We start from the raw sequence: 25,644 nt of genomic DNA, 5'->3' as shown, positions 1-25,644 counted from the left end.
CCACAGGTGCAGTGCGGTGGAGCCGCGCCCAGCGTGGCCCGGTTACTTGGTGGTGTAGCCACCGTTGACCAGCACCGTCTGCCCGGTCATCCACCAGCCGTCGGTAACCAGGAAACGGATCCACGGCACGATGTCGGCAATGTCGGTCAGACCGGTGCGGGTGAACGCGGACAGCGCCGCCGCGGTCTTGTGATACGCCTGCGCATCGGCACTCTCGGCAGGATAGAAGAACGGCGTGTCCATCGGCCCGGGACCGATCGCGGTCACCGAGATGCCCCGCTCGCCGAACTCCTTCGATGCCGCGCGGGTGAAGTGCTCCACCGGCGCCTTGGTGCCTGCATAGCTGGAGTAGAACGGCGTGTAGGCGCCCAGCAGCGACGTCACCAGGGTGCAGATGCGGCCACCATCATTGACGTGACGGCCGGCCTCCTTGAGGAAGAAGAACGCCGCCTTGGCATTTACCGCGCTCATCTCGTCGTACTCCGCTTCGCTGATCTCCAGCAGCGGCTTCTTCAGGACCTTGCCGACGGTATTGATGGCGACATCGGGACGGCCGACGGCTGCGACAGCGTCGGCGAACAGGCGCTCCATGGCGGCAGCGGAGGTCAGGTCGCCCTGCAGGGCCACGGCCTTGCTGCCCGCAGCCTGGACCGCCGCGACGGTCGCTTCGGCGTCGGCCTGGCTGGCGTCGCTGTTGTAATGGATGACGATGGCCCCGGCGCCGTGGGCGGCGAAATCGCGGGCGAGCAGGCCACCGAGGTTCTTGGCACCGCCTGCGATCAGCACGGTCTTGCCCTTGAGGGAGTGGTCGGTCATGGCTTCGGTCTCGGAGTGGGGCTGTCCGGGATGGCAACCCTGCCCCAATGACGATATCGTGCGGAAAATGCGGATAAAGCCCGCAACATTGACTTAACTTTCCAGATCGAGCGAACAATGGATCGGATCGACCGCTTCCGCATCTTCAGCCGGGTGGTGGAGTGCGCCAGCTTCACCCGCGCCGCCGACCAGCTCGGACTGCCCCGTTCCACGGTATCGGCGGCGGTCGCCGAACTGGAGCAGCGGCTGGGTACGCGCCTGTTGCAACGCTCGACGCGACGCGTCTCCACCACCCACGATGGCGATGTGTTCCACGCCCGCTGCCTGCGCCTGATCGCCGAGGTCGAAGATGCCGAATCGCTGTTCCGCCAGGAGGACGCGCAGCCGGTCGGCCTGCTGAGGATCGACGTACCCAGCCGCATCGGCAGGCGCATCGTGGCGCCGGCGCTGCCTGACTTCTTCGCCCGTTACCCGCAGGTGGAGGTGGATCTGGGCATGACCGACCGCGCAGTGAACCTGATCGAGGAAGGCTGCGATGCGGTGTTGAGGGTCGGCCAGCTGGGCGATTCCAGCCTGGTTTCGCGCACGCTGGGCACGCTGGACTTCGTCAACGTGGCCGCGCCGTCCTACCTGCGCGCGTACGGCGTCCCGCAGCAACCGACGGACCTGCAGCAGCACCGGGCGGTGAACTACGCCTCGCCGACGACCGCGCGGGTGGAACCGTGGGAATGGCAGGACGGAACCCAGCTGCGCACGCTGCCCATGCAGGGTTGGGTGCGGGTGAACAGCGCCGAAGCCTCGATCGCCTGCTGCGTGGCCGGACTGGGACTGCTGCAGATTCCGCGCTATGACGTGCAGGACGAGCTGCAGTCCGGCACGTTGGTGGAAGTGATGCCACGGCACGTCGCACAACCGTTGCCGGTGACCCTGCTGCAACCGCATCGGCAGCATCGGGCACAGCGCGTGCACGTATTCCTGGAGTGGCTGGTGCCACTGCTGCGGAGCGGCCTGCAACTGCAGTAGATCCACGCCATGCGTGGATGCTTCTGTAGAGTCGAGCCATGCTCGACTCATCCCATCATCGCGCAAAGAGCAGCCGAGCATGGCTCGGCTCTACAGAAAGCAGATCCCGCGAGCATGCGTGGATGCAACGCGCCGTGCCAACCAGGGTTGGCACCTGCCAGAGGCGGCGGCCCTGGAACCCGGGGCATTACGCCCCGGATTCATCCGGCTTCACCCGGAACCACGCCGCATACAGCGCCGGCAGGAACACCAGGGTCAGCACGGTACCCACGATCAACCCGCCCATGATCGAAATCGCCATCGAGCCATAGAACGCGCTGCGCGACAGCGGAATCATCGCCAGCACCGCCGCCAGGGCGGTCAGCACGATCGGGCGGAAACGCCGTACCGTCGCGTCGATGATCGCATGCCAGCGATCATGCCCGGCATCGATGTCCTGCTGGATCTGGTCGATCAGGATCACCGAGTTGCGCATGATCATGCCGGCCAGCGCGATCGTGCCCAGCAGCGCCACGAACCCGAACGGTGCACGGAACAGCAGCAGGAACAAGGTCGCGCCGATGATGCCCAGCGGTGCCGTCACCAGCACCATCGCGGCACGCGAGAAGCTGCGCAGCTGCAGCATCAGCAGCGTTGCGACCACGATCAGGAACAACGGCATGCCTGCCTTGATCGAGTCCTGGCCACGTGCCGAATCCTCCACCGTTCCGCCGGTTTCCAGCAGGTAACCGCTCGGCAGTGCAGCGCGGATGCCATCCAGCGTCGGCAGGATCTGCTGCACCACGTCCAGCGCCTGGCTGCCGTCACTGATATCGGCACGCACGGTCACGGTCGGCAGGCGGTTGCGATGCCAGATGATGCCGTCCTCGAACACGTACTCCAGGCGCGCCACCTGCGAGAGCGTCACCGACGTGCCACTGGCGGTGGGAATGGCCAGGCTGCCCAGCATGCCCAGCTGCACGCGCTCGTTCTCCGGCCCCCGCAGCAGCATCTCGATCAGGCGATTGCCCTCGCGATAGGTGCTCACGCTCATGCCCGACAGCGAAGTGCCCAGCAGCTGGCTCACCTGCGCACTGCTCACGCCCAGCGCGCGCGCACGGTCCTGGTCAAGCACCAGCCGCACGACCTTGCTCGGCTCGCTCCAGTCCAGGTTCACGTTCATCACATGCGGGTTCTCCCGCACCTTGTCCTGTACCTGGCGTGCGATCGCCTGCACCTGCTCGATGTGCTCGCCGGAGATCCGCAGCTGCACCGGGTAGCCCACCGGCGGACCGTTCTCCAGCCGCGTCACGCGCATCTGCACATCCGGGAACTGCGGGATCACGTCCTTCAACAGCCAATCGCGCGTGGCCTCGCGCGCCTTGGCGTCTTCGGTGAGCACCACGAACTGCGAGAAGTTGGTCGCCGGCAGCTGCTGGTCCAGCGGCAGGTAGAAGCGCGGCGAACCGGTACCCACATAGGCCACATAGTTGGCGATGCCCTCACGGCCCTTCAGCAGCTTTTCCAGCTTGCTGGCCTGCGCCTGCGTGGCCTGCAGAGACGCGCCTTCAGCCAGTTCGATATCCACCATCAGTTCCGGGCGGGTCGAATCCGGGAAGAACTGCTGCGGCACGAAGCGGAACATCAGCAGCGAGAACACGAACAGGGCCACCGTTGCTGCGATCACCCACCAGCGGTGGCGCAGGCACATGTCCAGGAAACGGCGGAAACGCGTGTAGAACGGCCGCTGGTACGGATCGTGGTCGTGTGCATGCTCCTTCGGTGCGACCCAGCGCAGCAGCGCCGGATGGCGATCGGCCCAGGCCAGGCGCTTCGCACGCCAGCGACCGGCCAGGCTGTCCGGCTTGGGCAGCTGCGGATTGAACAGATCCGGCAGCATCTTGTCACCCAGGTACGGAATGAACAGCACCGCCGCAATCCATGACACCACCAGCGCGATGGTCACCACCTGGAACAGCGAACGGGTGTACTCACCGGTGCTTGACGCCGCCGTGGCGATCGGCAGGAAACCTGCCGCCGTGATCAGCGTACCGGTGAGCATCGGGAACGCCGTGGATTCCCAGGCGAAGCTGGCCGCGCGCAGGCGGTCGTAGCCCTGTTCCATCTTGGTGGCCATCATCTCCACCGCGATGATCGCATCGTCCACCAGCAGGCCCAGCGCCAGCACCAGCGCGCCCAGCGAGATCTTGTGCAAGCCGATATCGAAGTAGTGCATGACGAAGAAGGTCATCGCCAGCACCAGCGGAATGGTCACGCCCACCACCAGGCCCGTACGCAGGCCCAGCGAGAAGAAGCTCACCAGCAGCACGATCACCACCGCTTCGGTCAGCACCTGCACGAACTCACCCACCGACTCTTCCACCGCATGCGGCTGGTCGGAGACCTTGCGCAGGTGCATGCCCGCCGGCAGCGTCTTCTGCAGGCGCTCGAACTCGGCATCCAGCGTGGAGCCCAGCTTCAGGATGTCGCCGCCGTCTTTCATCGCGACCGCAATGCCGATCGCATCCTCACCCATGAAGCGCATCTTCGGCGACGCCGGATCGGCGAAGCCGCGCTTGATCTCGGCGATATCGCCCAGGTGCACCGTGCGGTCGCCGGCCTGGATCGGGAAGCGACGGATGTCATCGATGCTCTGGAACTGGCCGGTCACGCGCAGCTGCACGCGATCGGTCGGGGTCTCGAAGAAGCTGGTGGCGCTGATCGCGTTCTGGTCGGCCAGCGCCTGCTGCACCTGCTGCAGCGACACGCCCAGCGTGGCCAGCTTGGTGTTGGACAGCTCGATCCAGACCTTCTCGTCCTGCAGGCCCTGCAGCTCGATCTTGCCCACGTCCGGCACCCGCTGCAGTTCCAGCTGGATGCGATCGGCGTAGTCACGCATCACGGCGTAGTCGAAGCCCTGCCCGGTCAGCGCGTAGATGTTGCCGAAGGTGTCGCCGAACTCATCGTTGAAGAACGGACCGACGATTTCGCGCGGCAGGTTCGGCTTGATGTCGCCCACGCGTTTGCGCACCTGGTACCACAGGTCCGGAATGGCCTTGGAGCGCAGGCTGTCCTTGGCCGCGAAGATCACCTGCGACTCGCCCGGGCGCGAGTAGGAGCGGATGAACTCGTACTGCCCGGTGTTGAGCAGCGCCTTCTCGATCGGCTCGGTCACCTGGCGCGAGACCTGCTCGGCGGTCGCGCCCGGCCACATCGTGCGTACCACCATCACCTTGAAGGTGAACGGCGGATCCTCGGACTGGCCCAGATGCTTGTACGACCAGGCGCCGATGAGGGCGAAGGCGAGCATGGCGAACAGCACCAGCGCGCGGTTGCCCAGCGCCCATTCGGATAGATTGAAACGGCGCACAGGCTTACTCCTTCGCCTTCGGTGCGGCAGCCGGCGCTGCGGGCTTCAGCACCGGGCGATTCTGCCGGTCCACCGCCACGACCTGCTGGCCGGATCGCAGCAGATGGCCGCCCGCAGCCACCACCCAGTCGTCGGCGTCCACGCCGGACAGCACCGGCACGGCGTCGATGCCATAGGCGCCCGTGCTGACGGTGACCGATTTCAACGTGCTGCTGGCCGGGTCCACCACCCACACACTGGTTGCGCCACCTGCACCGCGCTGGAGAGCGGCCATCGGCAGCTGCAGGGTGCCGTGGCGGCCGGCGCTGCTGAACACGCGCGCGCTCTGCCCCAGCTCGACATCGGCCAGTGCATCGGCGGGCAGGCTGACCCGGGTTGCGTAGGTCCGCGCCTGCGGATCGGCGGCGGCGGCGATCTCGCGGATCGTGCCGGGCAGGCGCTGCCCCGGGCGGTTCCACAACTCCACTTCCACCGGCTGGCCTACCGCGTAGTCGCGGATGGTGGCTTCCGGCAGGTCGATCAGCACTTCGCGGCCACCGTCTGCGGCCAGGTTGAAGATGGTCTGGCCCGCGGCCACCACCTGCCCGGCTTCCGCCTCACGGCTGGCGATCACACCATCGGCCGGCGCACGCAGCTGGGCGTAGCCGGCCTGGTTGCGCAGCACGTCCAGGTTGGCCCGGGCCGCGTTGGCCTGGCCCTGCGCGGCCTTGAACGCGGCAGACTGCTGATCCAGCTGCGAGCGACTGACCAGCTGCTGGTCGGCCAGCACCTGGTAGCGCTTGAGATCGTCGCGGGCACGTACCAGATCGGCTTCGGCCGCAGCCAGCTGCGCCTGCGAGGCACGCGCCTGCAGGGCGAAGTCGGCGACATCCAGCTCGGCCAGCACGTCCCCCTTCTTCACCCGTTGGCCGGCGTCCACGTGGCGCTTGACCAGGTTGCCGCCGACGCGGAACGACAGCGGGCTCTCCCGGCGTGCCCGGACCGTACCGGGAAACGCCGCCGGCGCCTGCCCGACCTGCTCGCCGGGATGCACCACCAGCACCGGCACGGCCGCCGGTGGCGCCTGCTCCTGTCCCGAACAGGCTGCCAACGCAGCCACCCACACGATACCGCCCATCCAGCGCACGATCTTCATCGGTCAACGTCCTGACAACACTGAGTTCAGCAGGGGAGCCGCAACGTCCGGCCCAATTTAGTAAACTGGCCGGTATAGTATAAATATCGAACCGCTTGGTCTAGTATTACCGCAATGAGTTCTTCCACTTCCCGCAAGCCGTCGGCCAAGCCTGCTGCCAAGGCCGCCGGACCCGGGCGTCCCAAGGATCTTGGCAAGCGCGCGGCGATCCTCGAGGCGGCCAAGACCCTGTTCATCGAACAGGGCTATACCGGTGTGAGCATGGACAGCATCGCTGCCCAGGCGGGCGTGTCGAAGCTGACGGTGTACAGCCATTTCGGCGACAAGGAGACCCTGTTCTCCGAGGCCGTGCAGTCCAAATGCATCGAGATGCTGCCGGATGCGCTGTTCGTGGCCGACGCCGAAGGGCCACTGCGAGACCAGCTGATCGGGATCGGCCTGGCCTTCTTCAAGCTGATCACCTCCGACGCGGCGATCTCGATCCAACGGGTGATGATGGCCCCGGAGACCGACGAACGCCTGCGTGAGCTGTTCTGGCAGGCCGGGCCCGAGCGCACCTGCGAGGCGCTGGCCGACTTCCTGCGCTCGCGCAGCGAGCGGGGCGAGCTGCAGATTCCCGACCATCACCTGGCCGGGCAGCAGTTCCTGACCCTGGTCAAGGGTGAAGTGCACATGCATATGATGTGCGGCATGCCACTGTCATCGGTGGAGATCGATCCTGTCACCCACGTGGCGGCCAGCGTCGACTTCTTCCTGCGCGCCTATGCGCCCGGAGGAGCCGGAACCGGCTGAAACGGCAAAGCTGAACGAACCGGTGGTCGCGATGACTTCCGGCACTGCGACCCCGGCCCCCCGGCAGCGGATGCTCTGGGCGCGCCGCCGGCCTCCGGCACCGGTAAAATGGCCGGCCCACTGCGCTGGATTTGAACCTCATGACGATTGATTACGCCCACGCCCGCGAACTGATGGTGGAACAGCAGATCCGTCCCTGGGACGTGCTGGACATCAAGGTGCTCGACGTCCTGGCCCGCCTGCCGCGCGAGGCCTTTGTCGCCGACGCGCACCGGGCACTGGCCTACGCCGATGTTGAACTGCCGATCGGCAATGGCCAGAAGATGATGAAGCCCGTCATCGAGGGCCGTACCCTGCAGGCGCTGGACCTGCAACCGGGTGACGAAGTGCTGGAGATCGGCACGGGCAGCGGCTTCCTGGCCGCCTGCATCGGCGCGCTGGCGCGCGACGTGCTGAGCCTGGAGATCGACCCGGAACTGGCGACCGCCGCGCGTGCGCGGCTGGATGCCTCCGGCCTGGGTACCAACGTCCGTGTGGAAGTGGCTGACGCGCTGGCGTGGCAGACCGAACGTCGCTTTGACGTGATCTGTGTCACTGGTGCTGTCAACGTGGTGCCGTCACAGTTCGCCTCGTGGCTGCGTCCGGGTGGTCGCCTGTTCGTGATCCAGGGCCGTTCGCCGGCGATGGAAGCGCTTCTGATCAAGGCCGATGGCAGCACCGAATCCCTGTTCGAGACCGATATCGATTACCTGCGCGGTGCCGCCCCGGCACCCCAGTTCCACCTCTGAGTCCAAGGAAGCCGCAATGATCCGCCGATCCCTCGCTGTTGCGCTGGCCACTGCCCTGCTGCCGTTGTCTGCCCATGCCGCTGACCTGTTGCAGGTCTACGAGATGGCGCGCAACGGCGATCCGCAGCTGTCGGCCGCCGAATCCACCCGGCTGTACGACAAGGAAGGCGCCGTGCAGGCGCGCGCTGCCCTGCTTCCGCAGATCAACGGCCAGGCCACGCTGAACCGCACACGCAGCGAAGCCAACGCCGATGCCAATACCGGCACGGTCAGCAGCAAGCGCCGCAACTACACGATCGACGGTTCGCAGACCCTGTTCAACTGGACGCAGATCAACAACCTGCGCTCGCAGCGCGAACTGAGCAAGGCGGCTGACTTCACCCTGGATTCGGCCAACGACAGCCTGATCGTCCGCACCTCGGCGGCCTACTTCAACGTGCTGGTGGCGATCGAATCGCTGAATGCCGCACAGACCAACGAAGCGGCCGCGAAGAAGCAGTTCGACTTCGCCGACAAGCGCCTGGAAGTGGGCCTGGCGCCGATCACCGACGTGCACGAAGCGCGCGCGCAGTATGACCAGGCGCGCGCCAACACCATCGTCGCGCAGAACACCCTGGCCGATAACTACCAGGCGCTGACCGAACTTACCGGCCAGCCGGTGCTGAACCTCAAGGGGCTGCCGGCCGACTTCCGTCCCGAAGTGCCGGCCAACCGCGGCAACATCGATGAACTGGTGCAGCAGGCGACCAGCCAGAACCCGTCGCTGAAGGCGCAGGAGCTGAAGGTCAGCGCGGCCGAGGCCGGCGTGCAGGCCGCCCGTGGCGCCCACTACCCGACGCTGTCGCTGGGCGGCAGTTGGGGCAAGACCGCGACCTGGGGCGACAGCACCGGTTCGGGTTCGCTGTCCCCGGATGCGCGCACCAACAGCATCGGCCTGACCCTCAGCGTGCCCATCTTCGCCGGCGGCGCCACCCAGTCCGGCGTGCGCCAGGCGCTGGCCCAGCGTGACATCGCCCAGGATGGCTACGAGCAGCAGAAGCGCGCGCTGGATCGCAACACCCGCAATGCCTACCAGACCCTGGTGCAGGGCATCAGCGAGGTGGAAGCGCGCCGCCTGGCCGTCGTCTCGGCACAGAGCGCGTACGACGCCTCGCAGGTCGGCCTGGAAGTGGGTACCCGTACGGTGCTGGACGTGATCCAGAACCAGCGCATCCTGTTCTCGGCACAGCTGGACTATGCGCAGGCCCGCTACACCTTCCTGCAGAACCGCCTGCTGCTGAGCCAGTCGCTGGGCGCGCTGGACGTGGCCGAACTGCAGGACATCAATCGCCTGCTGACCCAGGACGCGGGCAACCCCGCCACGACCACGCAGTAAGTCGTCGTCGCCTGTGTTGACGGAAAGCCACCCGACCGGGTGGCTTTTCTGTTTGTGCAGCCGCGATGGGATCTAGCGCAGGAGCGGCAGCAGGCACAACGCCGCTGCCACCATGCCCAGCACGGCGTCGGCAGGCGAGCGCGTCACCTCGCTGCGCCGCTGGAGTCCCCCCAGGCACAACGCGGCCACCACCAGCAGTGCCACCGGCCCCGGCATCGTCGGCAAGACGCCGGCCGGCAGCCACAGCGCCAGCAGGGTCGCCAACAGGATGATCGCCACGGTCGCCACGCACGCCGCCGGTGGGTCGCCCTCGTTTCCAAGCGGCCACAGCGGCAGCGCCAGCCGTGCCGCCAGCATCAGCAGCACCACCTGCAGCGCCGCCAACCCTGCATACCCTGCCAGCGGCAGCCACGGCAACATCCAGGACAATTGGGGATGGCTTCGCAGCGCGACCGTCAAGGGCCGGCTGCTGGCCAGCGCTGGATAGTCGACCAGGCCCGCCTGCAGTGCGGCCAGTGCGATCAGCATCAGCGTCGCCGCGACGAGCACCATGAGCATCGTCAGTGGGCGTCGCGCCAGCCCGCCAACAGGCAACCCGGGAACGCCCAGTGCCAGGCCGGCGCTGGCAAAGATGCCCAGCAGCGGCACAGCCGCGGCGAGCACACCTCCCAGGCCGAAGCGATACGGTGCAGTGGCGGGGGGAACCCATGGGATCCAGTGCGCGTAGTGCACATACCGGGCCGCCAGCGCCAGCAGCAGCACGCCGATGCCGATCTTCACGGTCAACAGCGCGCACACCAGCAGCACGGTGCGCGACGGTCGCATCAGCGCGGCGGCTCCCAACAGCAGCAGGCCTGCAGCGGCCGTCACCTGCACCGGCAGCGTACCGGCGCTGGATGCGCTCGCCGCCGCCAGTGCCGCATGCAGATGGCCAGCCCCGGACTGCGCCGCACCCGCCAGCGTCGCCGTGCACTCCAGCAACAACGCCAGGCACAGCACGCGGGCAATCCACCGCCCCCAGCCGGCCACCAGCAGGCCATGCAGGCCATCCAGGCCATCGGCCATATCCGCCTGCGTCACCACCCTGTACAGGCGTGCCAGCACCAGCGCCGCACCGAGGGCTGCGAGCAGCAGACTGAGAACGACGGCCGGCCCCGCCTGCGCCGCCGTGTACTGACCGACCCGTGCGATGACACTGCCACCGAGCAGCAACGTCATCAGGATCACGCCCAGATGATCCATTCCAAGCCGATGGCCATCGCTGCCGCTCATCTCAAGCTCCCTTGATGCCGTCCAAGCACGGTCGACATCAGGCTGGCAGCCTGTGTTGGCAATCGATAGTCAATTTGCATCTGCATGCCGCGAGGTGTGATCCGAGGCACGTTGCGGCGTCGGCAATCGGTCCTGCGACGACAGAACGATGGCCGTCAAGCAGGCTTAATCCAGTTGATCGCGACAGTACGGCGGCAAGCGCGCCGCGTGCGGCTCAGCCGCGGGGCGGTGGCAGGTGCGGGGCCACCAGCGCCAGCGTCCGCTGCAGCGCGCCGCGCCCATTGCTGACCAGCGTGCATCCAGCGTGCGCCATGTCCTCGCGGGCCTGCGGATCCTCCAGCAGGTGCTGCAGCAGACCGCCGACCGCCTGCACGTCTTCGCCGATCAACAGCGCACCGGCCTCGCGCATGCGCCGCGAGATCTCCGAGAAATTGTGCAGGTGCGGACCGGTCACCGCGGCAGTGCCCATCGCCGCCGGCTCCAGCAGGTTGTGGCCACCGATCGGCTGCAGGCTGCCGCCGACGAAAGCGACCTGCGCACAGCCATAGAACGGCATCAGTTCGCCGAGGGTGTCGATGATGAAGGCATCGGTATCGGCGGACGGCCACTGCTGCGCACGGCGGGTCGCCACGTTCCAGCCCTGCTCGCGCGCCAGCGCCTCCACCTTCGGGAAGCGCTCGGGATGCCGGGGTGCCCACAGCAGCAGCAGGTCCGGATGGTGCTGGCGCAGGCGCCGGTGCAGTTCGATCACCGCCTGCTCTTCGCCATCATGGGTACTGGCCGCGATCCAGACCGGTCGCGTGTCCGGCACCCGTGCGTGGAACTGTTCGATGAAGGCCTGCACGTCCGGCGTGGCGATGTCGAATTTGAGGTTGCCCAGTGCCTGCACCTGGTCAGGCGCCGCCCCCAGCTGCACGAAGCGCTCTGCGTCGTCCTGCGACTGGGCTGCCACGCACGTCACCGTGCGCAGCGCGCGGCGGATCAGCGCGGCCAGCAGCCGGTAGCCACGCAGCGAGCGGGCCGACAGGCGGGCATTGAGGATGTAGACCGGAATGTCGCGGTCACGGCAGCCGAACAGCATGTTCGGCCACAGCTCGGTTTCCAGGATCAGCGCCAGGCTGGGCTGGAAGTGGCCGAGGAAACGGTTGACGCTGCCGGGCACGTCATACGGCAGGTAGACGTGGTCCAGCGCATCGCCCCACAGCGCGCGCACGCGCTCGGAGCCGGTGGGGGTGATGGTGGTGATGACCCAGCGGATATCCGGGCGCTGCTGGCGCAGGGCGTTGACCAGCGGCGCGGCGGCGTTGACCTCGCCCACCGAGACCGCATGCAGCCAGACCCGTGGCTGGCCGCTGGGCTGGGGATAGGAGGCGTAGCGCTCGTCCCAGCGGCGGAAATACTCACGGACCCGGAAGCCGCGCCAGACCAGGTGGTACACGGTGATCGGCAGCAGGATGTAGAGCACGACCGAATACAGGCCGCGCAGGATCCATTCGACAGGGTCTTTGCGCATGCGGCAAGGATACGGGACACCCCCGGGAAAGACACGCAGCCGGATTGCTAGAATGGCGCCATGTCCGATGCCTCCACTGCCGTCCGCCCGTCACTGCGCGATCCCCGCAACTGGCCGATGTTCGCCGCCATGTACGGCGCTTTCGCCATCGCCCGCCTGCCGTGGATGCTGCAGCGCGCCCTCGGTCGCGGGGTGGGGTCGATCGCCTGGCGCCTGGCCGGCAGCCGTCGCCGTGCAGCCGAGGTCAATCTCGCACTGTGTTTCCCGGAAAAGGACGTTGCCTGGCGCAAGCGGTTGGTTCGCGACAGCTTCGATGCCCTGGGCGTGGGCGTGTTCGAGTGCATCCGTGCCTGGTGGGGCAGCATCGACAGCATCCGCCCGCAGGTGCAGATCGAAGGGCTGGAGCACCTGCGGCAGATGCAGGCCGAGGGTCGCGGCGTGCTGCTGGTGTCCGGGCACTTCATGACCCTGGAGATGTGCGGCCGCCTGCTGTGCGACTACGTCGACCTGTCCGGCATGTACCGTAAACACAAGAATCCGGTGTACGAGTGGGCGGTGAAGTTCGGCCGCCTGCGCTATGCCAAGGCGATGTTCGCCAACGAGGACATCCGCGCCACCGTGCGCCACCTGAAGAAGGGCGGCTTCCTCTGGTATGCCCCCGACCAGGACATGCGTGGCAAGGACACCGTGTTCGTTCCGTTCTTCGGCCACACCGCCGCCACCATCACCGCCACCCACCAGCTGGCGCGGATGACCGGTTGCGCGGTCATTCCGTACTTCCACCGCCGCGAAGGCGGGAAGTACTTCCTGAAGATCGGCGCGCCGCTGGAGAACTTCCCGAGCGAGGATGTGGAAGCCGATACCGCGCGCGTCAACCAGGCGATCGAAGAGATGGTGCGCGAAGCCCCTGACCAGTACCTGTGGATCCATCGCCGCTTCAAGCGCCAGCCCGGCGGGCGCAGCGACTTCTACAAGTAGACCCAGGCACGCCTCGATCCGCCCGGATTACCTGCCCGTTTCCATCGCGCGTGGTGAGTCATCCGCGTCACGCGCCAGCAGGCTGCCGGCGAACAGCGCCGCCAGCAGCACGGTCAGCCCACCCCAGAACGCAGAGTAGAACGCCAGGTGGGTGTTGAGCGGGAACACGGTGACTGCCAGCGCCAACATCGCCGGCCGCGCCCGCTCGCGGGCCGCGGTCGGTGCGAAGCGCCACGCCCGCCAGGCCTGTGCCACGGCGGCCAGCCACAACAGCAGGCCCAGCACACCGGTCTCGGCCACGATCTCCAGCACGATCTGGTGCGCGTGCAGGGCCGGTTCCGCGCCCCACACCGCGGTTCCCTCCCCTGCGACGCAGGCGGGATACGCGTCGCGGAAGCCACGCGCGCCGACACCGTTGATCGGATGTGCTTCGATCATGCAGGCCGCTGCGCTCCAGATCCGCGCACGCCCGGACAACGCCTGGTCGACGCCCGTCTCGTCCCCCTCCCAGGCCATCGTCGTGCGCAGCACGCGCTCGCGCAGCTGCGGCACGCTGGCAACCAGGACCCCGGCCCCCAGGACCCCGACCATCGCCAACAGCGCCAGCCGCTTCCAGCCGAACTGGCGCATGCCGCTGTAGGCCAGCACGAGCGCGAAGGTGATCCACGAGGCGCGTGAGCCGGCCAGCAGCAACACACTGCCGAGGGCCGCAGCGGCCAGCAGCCAGCCGGCAGCACCGAAGCGGCGCGCCAGCGGCAGCAGCAGGAACGGCGACAGGCTGGCCAGCACCTGGCCGAATTTCAGGTTGCACGGGCCCAGTACGCCACTGAGCCGGTCGGCCAACGCCGCTTCATCGACCGGGCACAGCGCACGCCCGCTGATTGCCAGTTTGAGCTGCTCCAGCGACCAGAACCATGGGCTGGTGCCGGCCACCGCCTGTACCAGCGCATCCAGCGTCCAGGCGCCGGTGATCACCGCCAGTCCACCCAGGGTGAGTCTGCGCCGCTCCGGCGTGGCCACTGCGATCGCTACCAGCCACATGAAGGGCAGGTAGCGCAGGCCTGCTGCCGCCTTGGTCCACGAGGCCGACGGGTCGATCGCATCGAATGCGGAAAATGCCTGCGGCAACCAGTAGCCGAGGAACAGGATCGAGGTCAGCGCCCAGGCCGCCGGGCTCAGCAGATGCGGCCGGCGCTGCAGGCGGCGGATGACCATGCGCACTGCGGCATAGATCGCGCCCAGGCCCAGGACGGTCTCGGCGATGCCTGGCAGCGGCCACAACGCCACGTAGGCAAGCACCCACCAGGGCGCCCAGCGCCCGGCGCGTTCATCGCGCAGGACGGCTGCGGTGTCAGCCTGCGAGGTCGGCATAGAGACGGAGGGTATCGCGCTGCATGGCCTGCAGGGTAAACGGGATACGGCCCGGCAACGATGGCGGCTGCGCCAGAAGGGCCAGCGCACGTTCACCCAGTGCCTGCGCATCTCCCAGCGGCACCGCACCGGTGGGCTGGAGCTGCTGCAGCAGTTCGCCCACCCCACCGTGGTTCCAGCCGAGCACCGGTCGGCCCACCGACAGTGCTTCCACCACGGTACGGCCGAAGGCTTCGGGCTTGTCGGACAGCTGCAGCACCAGATCGCTGGCGGCATAGGCCTGGGCAATGCGGGCGGTCGGCGTGCTGATGTGGACCGCGTCTGCGATGCCGAGCGTGGCGGCCTGGCGGCGCAGGTCGGCCACATAGGCTTCGCGCCCCGGCTCGTCGGTGCCCAGCATCCACAGCTGCGCCGGCACGCCGGCAGCGCGGACGTCGGCCAGCAGCTGCAGCGCATGCGCGTGCCCCTTCAGGCGCGTGCCACGGCCCGGCAGCAGCAGAAGCGGCCCGTCCACCCCGGCCAGCCACGGGTAGTCCGCCACCAGCGACAGGCGCGGCCGGCGATCACCGCGCGCCACCCGCGGGAACTGACTGACATCGACACCACGCGGGATCACCCGCAGGTGGTCCTCCGGCACGGTCGGATAGTGGCGCTGCACGTATTCGCGCACGCTGTTGGAGACACAGATCACCCGCTCGCCGCTGGTCATCACCGCGCTGTAGCGGCTGGGCGAGTTCAGCCCGTGCACGGTGGTTACCCAGTGCGGCCGCTGCGCCTGCGGCATCGCCCGGATCGCATACAGCCCCAGCCACGCGGGCAGGCGCGAGCGGGCGTGCACGATATCGGCGCCGACCTCGGCGAACAGGCGACGCAGGGTCGGCAGATGACGCAGGGTCAGCAGCGACTTGCGGCCGATATCGAGGGTGAGATGCTCGGCACCGCTGGCCAGCAGCGGTTCAACGAGGCGGCCACCGGCAGACACCACCAGCGCGCGATGGCCGGCTGCCACCAGTGCCGACGCGATTTCCAGGGTCGAGCGCTCGACGCCGCCGGAGTGCAGCGCCGGCAGCAACTGCACCACGGTCAGTCGACGCATCGGTGAAGGCCGTTCAGTCAGCCAGTACGAACACGGAACCGCAGTACGGGCACTGCGCTTCACCGTTGGGTTCGTCTTCGATCGCCAGGTAGACCCGCGGATGCGAGTTCCACAGCGCCATCTCCGGGGTCGGGCAGCTCAGCGGCAGGTCGCTGCGGTGCACGGTGTAGCGCTTCTCGGCGTTGGCGGGCGCGGTGGCGGTATGGCTCATGGCGGATGTCGATGAACGGATTGCGAGGCCTGCGATTCTAGCACCTGGGGCGGCGACCCGGCCGCCCCTGTCCTTTCCTGGCCCCCGCCCCCTGACAGCCGGGACCTGCCAGCGCCCGGCCTACTGGAAGTCCAGCGACAGCTCCAGGAAGGCCGAGCGGCCATAGGCGTTGTAGATGCCCTGGTCGTAGTACGGCCAGTTGCCGTTGCTGCGGTCGATCGGCGGCATCTCGTCGGTCAGGTTGTTGACCGTCAGCAGCAGGCTGGCCAGGTCATTGATGCGGTAGCCGACCGTGGCGTTCCAGGTGGTCCACGGGCCGATGTTGCGCTGCTCGCCACGGCTGTCCCAGGTGGGCGCGTTGCGCACGCCGAACGCACTGGCGCTGAACGGCCCGCGCTTCCAGTTCATGCCCAGCGTGGCCCGGTACTGCAGTTCATTGGAATTGCCGCAGCACAACTGGTCGTAGACCGGATCGCCTTCCTTGTCCTGGGTGGTGTGCTTGAGCGGGCGGTAGTAGCCCGCGTTGACCGTGAAATCTCCCACCGAGGAGGTACCCCAGCGATAGTCCAGCGCTGCCTGCACACCGGTCTGGCGTTGGCTGGCGATGTTGATCGGGTAGGAGAACACCTTGTCCACACCGTTGGGGTTGAGCGGATCGGTAGCCGGCTTGCGCTGCACCTGGCCCAGGACCTGCTGGCAGGTGGGCGAGGTGATGTCGAAGCGGGTCTGCCCGTTCTCCGATACGCCCAGCCGGCAGTTGGCCTCGGTGTCAAGGATGCTGTCGGTGCCGAGAATGCGCACTTCGTTCTCGATCACCACCGAGTTGTAGTCCACCGACAACGTCAGCGCGTTGTCCAGTGTCGACCACACCGCACCATAGGTGAACGTGCGTGCAGTGATGTCCTTCAGATCGCGGTTGCCGGTACTGGAAGACAACACCGCCAATCCGGACTGCTCGCAGTCATCGAAGTTGTCGGAGGTGTAACCGGCCTGCCGGCACTGGTAGAGGTCGGTGTTGGTGGTATAGCCGCTGCTCTCGCGGGAAAACAGGTAGAACATGTCCGGCGAACGGAACGCAGTGGCGTAGCTGCCACGCAGCAGCAGCGATTCGATCGGCCGGTACTCCAGGCCAAGCTTCCAGGTCGCCTTGCCGTTGCCGCCACCGCCCTGCAGGGCGTACTTGTCGTAGCGGCCGGACAGGTTGGCGCTGAAGGTATCGATGATCGGCACCTGCAGTTCCGCACCCAGCGCGTACAGATCCCGCTGGCCCTGCGCCGAGGTGCCGGCGGTCTGCCCGCGGAACAGCACACCGGCATCGGGATCGGCCGACTGGTTGAAGAACTTCTCGCGCTGGCCCTGGGCGATCAGCGCGAAACCGACGTCGCCGGCCGGCAGGGTGAACAGCGAACGATGGGTCAGCAGTGCCGTCACTGCCGTGCGCGACGCGCTGGATGCAGCACGGTTGAGGCCGCTGAAGCTGTCGTACTGGTCGCGGGTGATCGGCTGGTACAGGCGCGACAGGTCCGGGGCGTAGACCTCGTAGCCATCCTGCATGCCCAGCATCGGCCCCAGGTAGTAATCGTCCACGCCGTTCCGGGCGAGGAAGTCGGTGGATTTGCGGGTGACATCGGTGCTGGAACGGTTGACGTAGACGTCGTAGTCGAAGCTGCCCAGCACGCCACGCACGCCGGCGGTGACGTTCAGCGATCGCGTGTAGACGCGCTGGTCCTTGGCATCCAGGCCGACTTCCTCGGGCGCGTAGATGCGCTGCCACTGCTCGTACTGGCCGCTGGTGCGGTTGTAGAAGGTCTTGTTCCAGAACGGGCTGCCACCGCTGTAGGTCGGCCGGCTGAAGCCGAACAGGATGTCCGAGTACAACTCGGTATCCGGGCTGAGGTGATAACGCAGGAAGGTGGTCGCGTTGACGTCCTGGCTGGCGTTGTACAGCGACGCGGTGCCGACGTTGTCGGGGGTGCCGCAGTAGTAGCCACCGCCGGAAATGTCGCGGTGCGCGTACACGGTGCTGCCACCGAACAGATTCGACAGCGGCGCGCAGGTGGCCGCGCCCGGGTCGATGTAGGCGTTGGGCCCCTGGCGCATACGCAGGAAGCTGCGCGACGGATCCTGCGGCCCGGTCGGGTTGTCGTTGACGCTGTCGATGCGGCTGCGGTCGAAGGCGTAGATCGCCTTCTGGTTGATGTATTCCAGCCCGTAGCTGATATCGAGGTTGCCGAAGGTCTGTCCACTGCTGGCGCTGAAGCGCTGGCTGGAACCGCCGCCCTGGCTGTAACCACCGACGCGGTAGCGCAGATGGGTGCCTTCCACGCGGTCTTTCAGCACGATGTTGACTACGCCGGCCACGGCCGAGGAGCCATACACCGAGGACTGGCCACCGGTGAGCACATCGATGCGTTCGACCATGCCCAGCGGGATGTTGGCAATGTCGGCGATGCTGGTGTTGCCGTTGTAGGCCAGCGGATAGCTGTTGATCGGCCGCCCGTTGATGAGGGTAAGGGTGTAGCTGGGGTCCAGACCGAACAGGCTGATGGTCTTGGCGCCCGGAGTGTAGAAGCCGGTTCCCTGGGAATCCTGCACCGACCCATTGGAGACCGGCAGTGAGCGCAGCGCATCGAACACCGTGGTGAAACCCTGCGCCTGGATCTGCTCGGCGGTGATGGTCGTCACCGGTGAGGGGCCTTCCACCTGCGCGCGCGGAATGAGCGACCCGGTCACCGTGACCGCATCCAGGTCGCGCGTACGCGGCGGATCGGCGCCCTCCCCTGCGTTGGAGGACTGGGCCTGCACGGCCAGCGGCGACAGCAGCAGCGAAGACATCAACAACGACAGCAACCTGGGTTTCATCAAGCGCTCTCCAGAGACGGATGACGGTCCTGCCGGTGGGGGACGGACGGGAGGGTCGTGGATGGACGGTGGTGACGGGCAGCAGCAGCAAGCGCAGGCCGCCCGCCCGGATCAGGGCATGCAGGGTGTTCCGGGACAGATGGAAGGGTTGGGATCGGGACGGGAAGGACGCCGCCTTCCCCGGGCCTGGACCCCGACCACTTTTAAATCGATCCAATCCCCTCTGTCAATAATTTGAAATGAAACGTTTTTCCCGGATTTGGATCGAACTAATTGCACTTGTCAGGGGGCAACGCACTGAGGCAGGATCGGGACCACTCCGACGACCCGATCGCATGGCCCGCCCCCACCGGACCGGCATCGCTCCTTTCCACCGCCCCTGGGCGGCGGGCGCGATGCTGGCCGTGGTACGTGCCGATGCGGGTCCTGCCTGCCGCCTGCCCTTCCGGGAGACCCTGCATGACCCTTTCCGATCCGCGCCGCGCCCTGCTTCCGCTCGCCCTGGCCCTGGCCTGCGCCACGCCCGCCCTGCCCGCAATGGCACAGGGCCTGCAGACCTCGTTCGAAGCAGGTGAGCCCGCACCGGCCAAGGCCGGCGGCGCGCTGCAGGTGCAGATCGGCACCGGTCCGGCGGCGCCGTATGCGGCCAAGCGCAACGCCGGCTACAGCGGCCTGCGCGCGCTGCACTACCAGGCCGACGGCGGCGCGGCGCGGCGCGACCTGTTCAGCACGGACCTGACCATCGACGCCGACACCACCCTGTCCTGGCTGGTGCTGCCGGAGATCGTCGACAAGGACACGATGGCCTCCACCTACGTCTCGCTGGACCTGCGCCTGGACGATGGCAGCCGCGTATCGGCCAGCTCCGCGCGTGATCAGCACGGCATCGCCGTGGGCGCGCGTGCGCAGGGCGATTCGAAAACGCTGTACCCGCAGCAGTGGGCGCGCAAGGCGGTACGCCTGGGCGATGTGCCTGCGCTGCGCGGCCGCCGGGTGGTCGCCATCGAGCTGGAAGTGGCCAGCGCCGACGGTGCGCCGGTGTCCGGCTGGATCGATGACGTGCGCCTGGATGCGCAGCCGCGGCAGGTGCCGCAGCGGGTCTCGGACTGGGTGCTGACCACCCGCGGTACGCAGGCCAACGGCACGTTCTCGCGCGGCAACAATTTCCCGGCCACGGCGGTGCCGCACGGCTTCAACTTCTGGACCCCGGTGACCGATGCCGGTGCACTGAACTGGCTGTACCGCTGGAACGAGCAGAACGATGCGAACAACCGCCCGCAGCTGCAGGCGCTCGCGCTGAGTCACCAGCCCAGTCCCTGGATGGGCGACCGCCAGACCTTCCAGGTGATGCCATCGGCCAGCCGCGGTGTGCCCGAGGCCGACCGCAGCAAGCGGGCACTGTCCTTCGACCGCACGCACGAGAACGCGCGCCCCTACCGCTACGACGTGCGCTTCGACAACGGCATCGCCGCCTCCATCGCGCCGACGGACCACGCCGCGGTCTTCCGCTTCGATTTCCCTGCGGAAGGTGATGCCAACCTGCTGTTCGACAATGTGGACGCACGCGGCGGGCTGACACTGGATGCGGCCACCCAGACACTGTCCGGCTACACCGACACGCGCAGCGGCCTGTCCAACGGTGCCGGCCGCATGTTCGTGGTGGCCCGCTTCGACCGGCCCTGGCGCAGCAGCGGACGCATCGACAGCGGCCGCCCGACCGGCTACATCAAGTTCGATGCCGGCAGCGATCGCCGCGTCACCATGCGCATTGCCACCTCGCTGATCTCGCTCGAACAGGCGCGGCACAACCTTGCTCTGGAGATTTCCGCCACGGATACGCTGGAAAGCGTGGCCGGCCGCGCCCAGGATGCCTGGGATGCGCGCCTGGCCCGCTTCGATATCGGCGATGCCACGGACGACCAGAAAACCACGCTGTACTCCAACCTCTACCGGTTGTACCTGTATCCCAACTCCGGCCACGAAAACGTCGGCAGCGCTGCCGCCCCCGAGTGGCGTTACGCCAACCAGGCCAGCGCCAGCGAGAACAACACCGATGGCAGTGACAGCCGCACCTTCAGTGGCGTGCGCGATGGCCGGGTGTTCGTCAACAATGGCTTCTGGGATACGTTCCGCACGACGTGGCCGGCGTACGCACTGTTCACGCCGGAGGACGCCGGCCAGCTCGTGCAGGGTTTCATCGAGCAGTACCGCGCGGGCGGCTGGATCGCCCGCTGGTCATCGCCGGGCTACGCGGACCTGATGGTCGGCACCAGTTCCGACGTGGCCTTTGCCGACGCATGGCTGAAGGGCGTCGGCGGTTTCGATCCCGCCGAGGCCTATGCCGCGGCGCTGAAGAATGCCACCGTGGTACCGCCCGATCGCCATGTAGGGCGCAAGGGCATGGACCGCTCGACGTTCCGCGGCTATGCCAGTGCCGACGTGCATGAAGGCATGTCATGGACGATGGAAGGCGCGCTGAACGACTTCGGCATCGCCAACATGGCCGAGGCACTGGCCAAGCGCGCGACCACCGCCGCGCAGCGCGAGCGCTACAGCACCGAAGCCGACTACTTCCGCTACCGCGCTGCCGGCTACGCGACCCTGTTCGACCCTGCCGCCGGCTTCTTCCAGGGCCGCAAGGCCGACGGCAGCTGGCGCGTGGACGCCAAGGACTACGATCCGCGCGTGTGGGGCCACGACTACACCGAATCCAACGGCTGGACGTTCGCGTTCACCGCCGCGCACGATGGCGAGGGCCTGGCCGCGCTGTACGGTGGCCGCGACAGGCTGGCCGCCAAGCTCGATGCCTTCTTTGCCACGCCGGAGACCGCCGATGCAGCGTTTGCAGGCTCCTACGGCGGCATCATCCATGAGATGACCGAAGCGCGCGACGTGCGCATGGGCATGTACGCGCACAGCAACCAGCCGGCGCACCATATCCCGTGGATGTATCTGTACGCCGGGCAGCCCTGGAAGACCCAGCAGCACGTGCGCGAGATCCTGTCGCGGCTGTACGTGGGCAGCGAGATCGGCCAGGGCTATCCGGGCGATGAGGACAATGGCGAGACCTCTGCATGGTACGTGCTGGCTTCGCTGGGCCTGTATCCACTGCGGATGGGCGCGCCGGAATACGTGATCGGCTCCCCGGCATTCAGGCACGCCCGGGTGGAACTGCAGGGTGGCGCGGTGCTGACCGTCAACGCGCCGCAGAACTCCGCGGAGAATGTCTACGTCCAGTCGCTGAAGATCAACGGCACGCCATGGACCCGGACCTGGGTACCGCACGAGGTGATCGCCAAGGGCGCGACGCTGGACTTCGAGATGGGCCCGCAGCCTTCGCGCTGGGGCACAGGCGCCGACGACGTGCCCCGTTCGCTGACCGCACCCGGCCAGCGACCGCGGATGCTGCACGATCTGCTGGGCAGCGGCACGCGCGCTGCGCTGGCCGATGGCCGCGCCGTGCCCGCGCTGTTGGACGACGATGCGACCACAGCCGTTCCGCTGGGCGCGGGTGCCACCCTCATGCTGAGCGCCGTGGGTGATGGCGCGCCGACGATGTATACGCTGACCAGCGGCGAAGGGCCGATCCGGGGGGCCGGATGGACGCTGGAAGCCCGTAACGGCGATGGCCGCTGGACCACGCTGGACCAGCGGCGTGGCGAAGACTTCAGTGCTGCGCGGCAGACCCGTCCGTTCCGCATCGCCTCGCCCTCACGCTATGCCGAGTACCGCCTGCGCGTAACTGCGCCGGGACGCCTGCAGCTGGCTGAGATCGAACTGTTGTCCCCCTCCACTGTACGGTGACCCCATGCGCATTCGCCTGCTGCCCCTTGCACTTGCTGCATTCACCCTGCCCGGCATTGCGCTGGCCCAGCCGTCGCAGAGCCGGGCCTTCGATGGCCAGTTCACCCGCGAAGGCATCACGTTGCACTACCAGGATGCGACCGGTGCGCTGGCCGCACCGGCACGCCAGCGCATCGTCGATACGTTCTATTCCGCCTACCTGCGCGAACGGGCGGACTTCCACCCGGCGGCACCGGCCGAGGTGCACATCGTGATCGATCCGGCCTACGACGGCGTCGCCTACGTCGGCGAGAAGGACAAGGCGAGCACCATCACCATCAACCCGGGCTGGCTGGTGAAGCACCCCGATGACATCGACCTGGTGACCCACGAGGCGATGCACATCGTGCAGGGCTACCCGAGCTACGGCGACACGCGGGTACCGGGCTGGCTGGTGGAAGGCATCGCCGACTACGCCCGCGACCGCTACGGCACGGACAATGCCGCAGCGGGCTGGGCGCTGCCGGAAAAAGTGGGCAAGGGCCAAAGCGTGGAAAGCGGCTACCGGGTAACCGGGGCCTTCCTGAAATGGGCCGAAGCTGGACACCCCGGCCTGGTGCTGGCGCTGGACAAGGCCCTGCGCAACGGCCAGTACACCCTGGCGCTGTGGCAGCAGCACACCGGCAAGGGCCTGCCGGCGCTATGGGCCGAGTACGCCAAGCCGCGTTCGGATGCCCCGCCGCCGGCACCGGCACGAGGCGGCAAGCGCTGACCGGTAGCGCCGGGCCATGCCCGGCGGAATGCCTGATTTGCCGCGCTGCGCGCTCGCCGGGCATGGCCCGGCGCTACCGATCGCGGTGACGAAGGATTACGCCTTCTTTTCCGCTTCCAGCTGTTTGCGGATCTGCGCATCGACCGCAGCGATGGCGGTCATGTTCAGGATGCGGCGCGAGGTCGCGCTGGTGGTCAGGATGTGCACCGGCTTGTTCACGCCCATCAGGATCGGGCCGATCGCCACGCCATCGGTGAACACACGCACCAGGTTGTAGGCGATGTTGGCCGCTTCCAGATTGGGCAGCACGAACAGGTTGGCGCGACCCTGCAGGGTGGAACCCGGCAGCAGCTTCTGGCGCAGCGCCTCGTCCCAGGCGGTATCGCCCTGCATCTCGCCGTCCACGTTCAGGCGCGGATTGCGCTTGAGCAGCAGCTCGCGGACCTGGCGCATCTTCAGCGCGTCCTTGGAATCGTGGCTGCCGAAATTGGAGTGCGACAGCAGCGCCACCTTCGGTTCGATGCCGAACAGTTTCATGCGGTACGCAGCCTGCAGGGTCGCCTCGCAGATCTGCTCGGCACTGGGATCTTCCTGCACGTGCGTGTCGACGAAGAAGAACACGCCCTGCTGGTTGATGACGCCGGTCATCGCCGAGGTCGAGGTGACCTTCGGCTCCAGCGGCAGCACGCTGCGGACATAACCCAGCTTCTTGTGGAAACGGCCGACGATGCCGGTCAGCATTGCATCGGCTTCGCCACGCGCGACCATCACCGCGGCAATCAGGGTCGGCCGCGAACGCATCAGGTTCTTCGCCGCCGCCACGGTGACGCCGCGACGACCGGTCAGCCCGTGGTAGTACTGCCAGTATTCGTTGAAGCGCGGATCATCATTGATGTTGGTGATCTCGAAGTGCTCACCGGCCTTCAGGCGCAGGCCCAGGCGCTCGATGCGCGCTTCGATCACGTCCGGCCGGCCGATCAGGATCGGATGTGCGAGCCCTTCATCGACCACGTTCTGCACCGCCTGCAGCACCACTTCCTCTTCGCCTTCGGCGTAGACCACGCGCTGCTTGTCGGTGCGTGCACGGTCGTACACCGGCTTCATCATCAGGCTGGTGCGGTAGACGAACTGGGCCAGCTTGTCACGGTAGGCGCCCATGTCGGCGATCGGCCGGGCGGCCACCCCCGAGTCCATCGCGGCCTGGGCCACGGCAGCGGACAGCTCCACCAGCAGGCGGCGATCGAACGGGCGCGGGATCAGGTACTCGCGGCCGAAGCTCGGGGTTTCACCGCCGTAGGCCGAGCCCATGTCGGTCGCGGCGCGGCGTGCCAGTGCGGCGATGGCGCGCACGCAGGCGATCTTCATTTCCTCGTTGATCGCGGTGGCGCCCACGTCCAGCGCACCGCGGAACAGGTACGGGAAGCACAGCACGTTGTTGACCTGGTTCGGGTAATCCGAACGGCCGGTGCCGATGATCGCGTCCGGACGCGCCGCACGCGCCACTTCCGGCATGATTTCCGGGGTCGGATTGGCCAGTGCGAAGATCACCGGGTCCGGCGCCATGGTCTTGACCATTTCGGCGGTGAGGATGCCGGGCGCCGACAGGCCCAGGAAGATATCCGCGCCGTCGACGATCTCGGCCAGGGTGCGCTTGTCGGTGTCGCGTGCGTAACGCTGCTTTTCCGGGTCCAGATCGGTACGACCGGTGTGGATCACGCCCTCGCGGTCGAACGCCAGGATGTTCTCCGGCTTCAGGCCCAGCTGCACCAGCATGTTGACGCAGGAAACGCCCGCCGCGCCCATGCCCGTGGTCGCCAGCTTCACCTCCTCGATCTTCTTGCCGGTGATCGCCATGGCGTTCAGCACCGCCGCGCCGACGATGATCGCCGTACCGTGCTGGTCGTCATGGAACACCGGGATCTTCATGCGCTCGCGCAGCTTGCGCTCGACCACGAAGCATTCCGGCGCCTTGATGTCTTCCAGGTTGATGCCGCCGAAGGTCGGCTCCAGCGAGGCGATGATGTCGACCAGCTTGTCCGGATCGGTTTCGTCCACTTCGATGTCGAACACATCGATGCCGGCGAACTTCTGGAACAGCACGCCCTTGCCTTCCATCACCGGCTTGCCGGCCAGTGCGCCGATGTTGCCCAGGCCCAGCACCGCGGTGCCGTTGGAGATCACCGCCACCAGGTTGCCGCGGGCGGTCAGCTCGCTGGCCTGCTGCGGGTCGGCCTTGATTGCTTCACAGGCGTACGCCACGCCCGGCGAGTACGCCAGCGACAGGTCGCGCTGGGTCAGCATCGGCTTGGTCGCGGAGACCTTGATCTTGCCCGGCGGGGACATCCGGTGGTAATCGAGGGCGGCCTGTTTGAAATCTTCGTTGGACATCGACGTTGGATACATGAATGGGCAAGAGGGACAGGGGATCATACCCCCGTTGGGGCGCCCGGACCTGTCGCTATCCTGTCGCAGGCATGCTGCGACCGCACAATTCCCTGGCGTATGCGA

General features: G+C 67.3%; 17 protein-coding genes. 7 read left to right on the top strand and 10 right to left on the bottom strand.

The window, feature by feature from the left end:
• Positions 1–42: 42 nt before the first annotated feature.
• Positions 43–816, bottom strand: a complete 774-nt coding sequence (locus AC5P76_RS00420; RefSeq protein WP_053520099.1) for an SDR family oxidoreductase — start codon at positions 814–816, stop codon at positions 43–45.
• 117 nt (positions 817–933) lie between these two features.
• Here AC5P76_RS00420 and AC5P76_RS00415 point away from each other — a divergent pair, with 117 nt between their 5' ends.
• The gene (locus AC5P76_RS00415) at positions 934–1,839 is read left to right on the top strand and encodes a LysR family transcriptional regulator (RefSeq protein WP_053520100.1); all 906 of its coding nucleotides are present in this window, start codon (positions 934–936) and stop codon (positions 1,837–1,839) included.
• A 187-nt stretch (positions 1,840–2,026) separates the two neighbouring features.
• On the opposite strand, the gene AC5P76_RS00410 is transcribed toward AC5P76_RS00415, so the two are convergent.
• Together AC5P76_RS00410 and AC5P76_RS00405 are read right to left on the bottom strand one after the other, a co-directional pair.
• A complete protein-coding gene (locus tag AC5P76_RS00410; RefSeq protein ID WP_053520101.1) occupies positions 2,027–5,188 on the bottom strand; it encodes an efflux RND transporter permease subunit in 3,162 nt (1,053 codons plus the stop codon).
• A 4-nt stretch (positions 5,189–5,192) separates the two neighbouring features.
• A complete protein-coding gene (locus AC5P76_RS00405; protein ID WP_253118302.1) occupies positions 5,193–6,323 on the bottom strand; it encodes an efflux RND transporter periplasmic adaptor subunit in 1,131 nt (376 codons plus the stop codon).
• Between the two features lie 114 nt (positions 6,324–6,437).
• Here AC5P76_RS00405 and AC5P76_RS00400 point away from each other — a divergent pair, with 114 nt between their 5' ends.
• From AC5P76_RS00400 to AC5P76_RS00390, 3 genes are all read left to right on the top strand, one after another.
• Complete coding sequence (locus tag AC5P76_RS00400; protein WP_065175109.1) at positions 6,438–7,115, top strand: TetR/AcrR family transcriptional regulator; 678 nt, start codon at positions 6,438–6,440, stop codon at positions 7,113–7,115.
• Positions 7,116–7,255: 140 nt separating this feature from the next.
• A complete protein-coding gene (locus AC5P76_RS00395; RefSeq protein ID WP_053520104.1) occupies positions 7,256–7,903 on the top strand; it encodes a protein-L-isoaspartate O-methyltransferase family protein in 648 nt (215 codons plus the stop codon).
• Between the two features lie 16 nt (positions 7,904–7,919).
• Entirely contained in the window at positions 7,920–9,278 is a 1,359-nt protein-coding gene (locus AC5P76_RS00390; protein ID WP_065175111.1) for a TolC family outer membrane protein, read from the top strand.
• Between the two features lie 72 nt (positions 9,279–9,350).
• On the opposite strand, the gene AC5P76_RS00385 is transcribed toward AC5P76_RS00390, so the two are convergent.
• Positions 9,351–10,550, bottom strand: a complete 1,200-nt coding sequence (locus tag AC5P76_RS00385; RefSeq protein WP_253118301.1) for an amino acid transporter — start codon at positions 10,548–10,550, stop codon at positions 9,351–9,353.
• Between the two features lie 214 nt (positions 10,551–10,764).
• Complete coding sequence (waaA, locus tag AC5P76_RS00380) at positions 10,765–12,063, bottom strand: lipid IV(A) 3-deoxy-D-manno-octulosonic acid transferase (RefSeq protein ID WP_111186158.1); 1,299 nt, start codon at positions 12,061–12,063, stop codon at positions 10,765–10,767.
• 60 nt (positions 12,064–12,123) lie between these two features.
• On the opposite strand from waaA, the gene AC5P76_RS00375 reads away from it, so the two are divergent.
• Complete coding sequence (locus AC5P76_RS00375) at positions 12,124–13,041, top strand: LpxL/LpxP family Kdo(2)-lipid IV(A) lauroyl/palmitoleoyl acyltransferase (protein ID WP_253118300.1); 918 nt, start codon at positions 12,124–12,126, stop codon at positions 13,039–13,041.
• A 27-nt stretch (positions 13,042–13,068) separates the two neighbouring features.
• Here the strand turns inward: AC5P76_RS00375 and AC5P76_RS00370 are convergent, their stop codons facing one another.
• The 4 genes from AC5P76_RS00370 to AC5P76_RS00355 form a co-directional block, all read right to left on the bottom strand.
• Positions 13,069–14,412, bottom strand: a complete 1,344-nt coding sequence (locus AC5P76_RS00370) for an O-antigen ligase family protein (RefSeq protein WP_495222581.1) — start codon at positions 14,410–14,412, stop codon at positions 13,069–13,071.
• Positions 14,393–15,508, bottom strand: a complete 1,116-nt coding sequence (locus AC5P76_RS00365) for a glycosyltransferase (RefSeq protein ID WP_065181722.1) — start codon at positions 15,506–15,508, stop codon at positions 14,393–14,395. The genes AC5P76_RS00370 and AC5P76_RS00365 overlap by 20 nt, the downstream gene beginning before the upstream one ends.
• A gap of 13 nt (positions 15,509–15,521) precedes the next feature.
• Positions 15,522–15,719, bottom strand: a complete 198-nt coding sequence (locus AC5P76_RS00360; protein ID WP_053517405.1) for a zinc-finger domain-containing protein — start codon at positions 15,717–15,719, stop codon at positions 15,522–15,524.
• Between the two features lie 120 nt (positions 15,720–15,839).
• Positions 15,840–18,581: a TonB-dependent receptor plug domain-containing protein gene (locus AC5P76_RS00355; protein WP_253118298.1), complete on the bottom strand. Its 2,742-nt coding sequence runs from the start codon at positions 18,579–18,581 to the stop codon at positions 15,840–15,842.
• Between the two features lie 459 nt (positions 18,582–19,040).
• On the opposite strand from AC5P76_RS00355, the gene AC5P76_RS00350 reads away from it, so the two are divergent.
• Together AC5P76_RS00350 and AC5P76_RS00345 are read left to right on the top strand one after the other, a co-directional pair.
• Complete coding sequence (locus tag AC5P76_RS00350) at positions 19,041–22,385, top strand: GH92 family glycosyl hydrolase (RefSeq protein WP_253118297.1); 3,345 nt, start codon at positions 19,041–19,043, stop codon at positions 22,383–22,385.
• A gap of 4 nt (positions 22,386–22,389) precedes the next feature.
• A complete protein-coding gene (locus AC5P76_RS00345) occupies positions 22,390–23,136 on the top strand; it encodes a basic secretory protein-like protein (protein ID WP_053517408.1) in 747 nt (248 codons plus the stop codon).
• A gap of 96 nt (positions 23,137–23,232) precedes the next feature.
• Here AC5P76_RS00345 and AC5P76_RS00340 read toward each other — a convergent pair whose 3' ends face one another.
• Positions 23,233–25,524, bottom strand: a complete 2,292-nt coding sequence (locus AC5P76_RS00340) for an NADP-dependent malic enzyme (RefSeq protein WP_065175119.1) — start codon at positions 25,522–25,524, stop codon at positions 23,233–23,235.
• Between the last annotated feature and the right edge of the window lie 120 nt (positions 25,525–25,644).

It is taken from the genome of Stenotrophomonas sp. YJH_SMC_36, from assembly GCF_059369935.1.
This window is presented reverse-complemented; position numbering and strand designations above follow the sequence as displayed.

Bases quoted from the DNA above. Each gene is read 5' to 3' on its own strand.
- AC5P76_RS00420 (WP_053520099.1), bottom strand. From the start codon at position 816: ATGACCGACCACTCCCTCAAGGGCAAGACCGTGCTGATCGCAGGCGGT.
- AC5P76_RS00415 (WP_053520100.1), top strand. From the start codon at position 934: ATGGATCGGATCGACCGCTTCCGCATCTTCAGCCGGGTGGTGGAGTGC.
- AC5P76_RS00405 (WP_253118302.1), bottom strand. From the start codon at position 6,323: ATGAAGATCGTGCGCTGGATGGGCGGTATCGTGTGGGTGGCTGCGTTG.
- AC5P76_RS00400 (WP_065175109.1), top strand. From the start codon at position 6,438: ATGAGTTCTTCCACTTCCCGCAAGCCGTCGGCCAAGCCTGCTGCCAAG.
- AC5P76_RS00395 (WP_053520104.1), top strand. From the start codon at position 7,256: ATGACGATTGATTACGCCCACGCCCGCGAACTGATGGTGGAACAGCAG.
- AC5P76_RS00390 (WP_065175111.1), top strand. From the start codon at position 7,920: ATGATCCGCCGATCCCTCGCTGTTGCGCTGGCCACTGCCCTGCTGCCG.
- AC5P76_RS00385 (WP_253118301.1), bottom strand. From the start codon at position 10,550: ATGAGCGGCAGCGATGGCCATCGGCTTGGAATGGATCATCTGGGCGTG.
- waaA (WP_111186158.1), bottom strand. From the start codon at position 12,063: ATGCGCAAAGACCCTGTCGAATGGATCCTGCGCGGCCTGTATTCGGTC.
- AC5P76_RS00375 (WP_253118300.1), top strand. From the start codon at position 12,124: ATGTCCGATGCCTCCACTGCCGTCCGCCCGTCACTGCGCGATCCCCGC.
- AC5P76_RS00370 (WP_495222581.1), bottom strand. From the start codon at position 14,412: ATGCCGACCTCGCAGGCTGACACCGCAGCCGTCCTGCGCGATGAACGC.
- AC5P76_RS00365 (WP_065181722.1), bottom strand. From the start codon at position 15,508: ATGCGTCGACTGACCGTGGTGCAGTTGCTGCCGGCGCTGCACTCCGGC.
- AC5P76_RS00360 (WP_053517405.1), bottom strand. From the start codon at position 15,719: ATGAGCCATACCGCCACCGCGCCCGCCAACGCCGAGAAGCGCTACACC.
- AC5P76_RS00355 (WP_253118298.1), bottom strand. From the start codon at position 18,581: ATGAAACCCAGGTTGCTGTCGTTGTTGATGTCTTCGCTGCTGCTGTCG.
- AC5P76_RS00350 (WP_253118297.1), top strand. From the start codon at position 19,041: ATGACCCTTTCCGATCCGCGCCGCGCCCTGCTTCCGCTCGCCCTGGCC.
- AC5P76_RS00345 (WP_053517408.1), top strand. From the start codon at position 22,390: ATGCGCATTCGCCTGCTGCCCCTTGCACTTGCTGCATTCACCCTGCCC.
- AC5P76_RS00340 (WP_065175119.1), bottom strand. From the start codon at position 25,524: ATGTCCAACGAAGATTTCAAACAGGCCGCCCTCGATTACCACCGGATG.